Here is a 2,579-nt window from a genome sequence, read left to right as displayed (position 1 = left end):
TGCGCATTTCGCGGAATGTGGGCATTGATTTCGCGCGATGTCGGGCACGCGTTTCACGCCATTGTGGGCAGCCATTTTACGATCGTGGGCAGGCTGGCCGACACTTTGATAGATTCAGGCTGGAGCGGTTTGGTCAAGCGCTTTCATGACCGCTCCGCGTCGTCGGAGGCTATCGCCTGAGAGGGTGAGACGATGGGCGTTGTGAACCAGTCGATCAAGAATGGCATCTGCAAGTGTCGGGTCGCCGATGGCCTCGTGCCAGTGGTCGACGGGTAGCTGGCTGGTAACGATGGTCGAGCCGCGCCCGTGGCGGTCTTCGAGAATTTCCAGCAAATCACGGCGTTCCGTGGCAGTCAGGACGGCAAGCCCCCAATCATCCAGGATCAGCACCTCGACCTTGGCGATAGCCTTGAGCATGCGGGCATGGCGCCCGTCTCCCCTTGCGAGGGCCAGTGCCTCGAAGAGGCGTGAGACACGGTGATAGGCGACGGCGCGACCGTCACGACAGGCCTTATGGCCAAGTGCGCAAGCGATCCAGCTTTTGCCGAGGCCGGTCGGGCCAGTGATCAACAAGTTCTCATGGCGGCCGATCCAGCCGCCGTCGACCAGATGAGCCAGGACGGTGCGATCGATGCCGCGCGGGCTGCGCAGATCGAGGTCCTCCACGCAGGCGGCTTGCCGCAGCGCGGCGAACTTGAGGCGAGCTGTCAGGCGTTTGGCGTCACGTTCGGCAGCTTCTCGATCGACCATCAAGCCAAGCCTGTCTTCAAACCCCAAGGGTTCAAAGGTGGTGTCGGCGCGGCGCTGTTCGTCCAGCGCCTTTGCCATGCCAGTGAGGCCGAGGGCGGTCAGCCGCTCGGAGGTTGGGTGTATCAGCAAGGGTTTTCTCCTTTCAATGATAGTAGCCTTGGCCACGGATATTGTTGTGTTGCAGGGGAAGTTCCTCGGCCGTCTCTTCGAGGAAGGCGCGGTCCAGACCTGATTTAAGGATCGATCTGATCGAGGCGACGGAGCGGGCCCGGATCGACAGCCCGCGCTGACAGGCGGCATCAATGCGCACGGCATCGTAGCTTTTGGCGAGGCTTAATACGCCGAGGCAGGTGCGGAAGCCCTGTTCGGGGTGAGGGCGATCCGCCATTACGACTTCACAGAAAGCAGCAACAGCAGGGCCGATCTTTCTCGCATGCGCCAGCATCCGCGCCGGGGTCCATTCCGCGTAGCGACGGTGAGCCGAGGGCATGTGCTCGGGCACCGTGACGTGACTGCGCCGTCCTGGACAGCGCGGGTGGCTGGCAACCCTCTGCCCCTTATGGAATATCTCGACGACAGCGCCGCAAATGCGGACATCAACCTCTTGGCGGATCAACCCGAACGGCACGGAATACCAGGAGCTGTCTGCCTCGACGTGGTAATCCGGGGCAACGCGCGCGCGTTTCCAGCGGGCAAACGCATAGGGCGCATCGGGCAATGGTTGCAGCTGCGACCGGTCAAGCGTGGCAAAAAGGTCGGCTCGGCTGGCGCCATACCCACGCATGATGCGCATGTTCAGTTCATCCAGCAGACGACGGATCGCGGCATTCAGATCAGCCAGCGAGAAGAACTGGTGATTGCGCAACCGCGCGAGGATCCAGCGCTGCGCGACTTGCACTGCAACCTCGACCTTGGCTTTGTCCCGGGGTTTACGCGGTCTGGCAGGAAGAATGGCCGTGCCATAATGCGCTGCCATCTCGGCATAGCTGCGGTTCAGGCCCGGGTCGAATCGATCCGCCTTGATGACCGCGGACTTCAAGTTGTCGGGCACCACGACCAAGGGCACGCCTCCAAGAAAGGTGAACATCCGGACGTGGGCACCGATCCAGTCCTCCAGTCCCTCAGAGGCAACCGCCTCGGCGTAAATGAAGTTTGACGCCCCCATGGCCGCGACGAACAGCTTCTGTGCAAGGACCTCTCCGGTCGCAGGATCAATCACGTCGATCGTATCGCCGGCGAAGTCTACAAAGACCTTCTCGCCGCCAACATGCGTCTGGCGCATTGTCGGTCGGACACGTCCTTTCCAAGCTTCATAGTGGGTGCAGAACCACGTGTAGGCAAAACCCTCGGGATGGGCGGCGCGGTATTCTTCCCACAGTAGCATCCGCGTCACCCCAGGCCGACGCAACTCACGGTCGATCATGAGCCAATCAGGAACAGGGCGATCCGGGTCCGGCACCGTGGGGGAGGCTGGAAAGAGTAAAAGCTCGAGGCTGTCGTCATCCAGCCCCTCCGGCAGTGGCCAGGTTAACTCAGCCCTCCGTGCGCGGGCGATATAGGCCCCGACACTGCCCTTGCCGAGCCCGAGCGATACGGCAATATCCCGTTCGCTCAATTCTTGGCCAAACTTCAATCGCAAAACATCTCTAATGCGGCGCATGTTCAATCGTCCCGTTGGCATATTGCCCTCCTTCATTCCTGAAGGGGCATCTATCCTCAGTTTACCGACCAGACCTGCCCACCATCACGCGAAATCACTGCCCACCTTCGCGTGAAATACGTGCCCATCATCACCCGAAATCGCTGCCCATCATCACGCGAAACACGCA

2 protein-coding genes are annotated in these 2,579 nt (G+C 61.1%); both read right to left on the bottom strand.

The genetic code is table 11. From position 1 onward, the window contains the following. Nucleotides 1-114 precede the first annotated feature (114 nt). The gene (gene istB, locus FQ320_RS25070; protein ID WP_187394088.1) at nucleotides 115-879 is read right to left on the bottom strand and encodes an IS21-like element helper ATPase IstB; all 765 of its coding nucleotides are present in this window, start codon (nucleotides 877-879) and stop codon (nucleotides 115-117) included. Nucleotides 880-892: 13 nt separating this feature from the next. Then, on the bottom strand, nucleotides 893-2,431 hold the full coding sequence (gene istA, locus FQ320_RS25065) for an IS21 family transposase (protein ID WP_148475977.1): 1,539 nt from the start codon (nucleotides 2,429-2,431) through the stop codon (nucleotides 893-895). Nucleotides 2,432-2,579: the final 148 nt, after the last annotated feature.

Origin of the sequence: Oceaniovalibus sp. ACAM 378, from assembly GCF_008085915.1 — a bacterium.
Lineage (GTDB): Bacteria > Pseudomonadota > Alphaproteobacteria > Rhodobacterales > Rhodobacteraceae > Oceaniglobus.
The sequence above is the reverse complement of the archived record's forward strand: the minus strand, read 5'-3'. Positions and strand labels throughout refer to the sequence as shown.

What these genes read in the sequence shown, in the direction of transcription:
- istA (WP_148475977.1), bottom strand. Translation starts at nt 2,431, where the DNA reads ATGCCAACGGGACGATTGAACATGCGCCGCATTAGAGATGTTTTGCGA.